The 1,460-nt window shown below is 42.3% G+C and carries 1 protein-coding gene; it reads right to left on the reverse strand.

Features of this window, described 5'->3' with window-relative positions:
• Window positions 1-37 precede the first annotated feature (37 nt).
• A protein-coding gene (locus tag HNR77_RS29840; protein WP_260411030.1) for an IS3 family transposase occupies window positions 38-1,365 on the reverse strand; the annotation gives its coding sequence in 2 pieces (ribosomal slippage) (window positions 38-996 and window positions 996-1,365; 1,329 coding nt in all).
• Window positions 1,366-1,460 lie beyond the last annotated feature (95 nt).

Consider the following 1,460-nt stretch of genomic DNA (forward strand, 5'->3'; position numbering starts at 1 on the left):
TAAAATGTACCCCTTGTACAGGACAAATTAAAAAAGGTTAGGCTGCTTCAAGCTGCTGTCTGTATCGCGCAGGCGGCAGCTTGTTTAAGTTCCATTGACCTCGATAATGATTGTAATAGATCATGTAGCTTTTCACTTCTTGCTTAACCTCTTCCAGGGTCATACATGTTTTGAAATTCGTTTCATCTTTAAAATGCCCAAAGAAGGATTCTTGTGGAGCATTGTCCCAACAGTTTCCTCGACGCGACATGGATTGACCTAGCCCCATGTTCTTCACAAGCTTTTGAAACTTTGGGTTCGTATAGTGAAATCCTTGATCCGAATGAATCAACGCATTCGAGGTGAGATGACGATGCTTTTTGAGTTGTTTCAACGTCTCCATCGCAATGTCCAAACCGAGTGAAGCAGAGACTTCATAAGCTAAAATCTCATTACTTTCAGCATCTTTAATGGTCGATAGGTAGGCTCGCTTATTTTTCCCATACGTTAAATACGTGATGTCTGTTAATAGTACCTTACCTGCAATCCCTTGCTTAAAAGCTCGATTTAACGTGTTAGGACAGGTTCGATGCTCTTGGGTGGCCTTGGCCATACGACGTGCGGGATTCGCTTTTCGAATCGGACAAACGATGTTGTACTTTTGCATGACACGACGAATTCGCTTGAGATTGTATGTGACTCCATAGTGGAGCTCCAGCGTCATTTTGATTTGACGGGCACCTTTCTTTCTTCCACGGTAATGGTAGGCTTTCAGAACGATCGCTTTTACTTTCTGATCGTCTTGTTCCTGATTTTGACGGTGTAACCGAGCATCTTTGCTACAATATTGGTAATAGCCCGAACGCGAAACTCCAGCAATTTCACAAAGAACATGCACCTTGCGTTGGAAAGGGTATGTATGCATCATCTGTTGAATCAGTTCGAATTTTTGCCGCGTACTTAGTTGGATGTCTTTTTTCTCATCTGCCTTTCGAGTTGATCGAGCTTTTTTAAGAATTCATTCTCCGCTTCAAGCCATTTCATTTTCGCTTCCAAACGGGCATATTTTTCTTCAAGACTTAATTCACGGGTCAGCGGACGGCCTGAGGCGTGTTTTCTACCGTCAGTTAATCCAGTAGGTCCTTGTTCTTGAAAAGCCATACGCCATCGATTGGAAGCCTTTCGAATCCGGGTAGCACCCAAGACGTCAAGGGGAAAGCCTGCTTCCTGAAAAATCTCACGGGGAAGCGTACCTTGACTGTATTCTTGAATAAATCGTTCTTTGAACGCATCCGTGTACGTAATAGCTTTAGCACTGACATTTTTCACATAGGGATTTCTTCTTAACTGATCTTGCTCTTGAGTTGTAAAGTGTTTTTTTGACATTCGCTTGACCACCGCTCGTTTTTTTATTCATTGTACACAAAAAGACCCTACAAGATGACCTTTTTTAAAGTGTCCATCTTATAGGGTACATTTTA

Source organism: Paenibacillus sp. JGP012 (assembly GCF_014203995.1).
In the GTDB taxonomy this organism is placed as follows: domain Bacteria; phylum Bacillota; class Bacilli; order Paenibacillales; family Paenibacillaceae; genus Paenibacillus; species Paenibacillus silvae.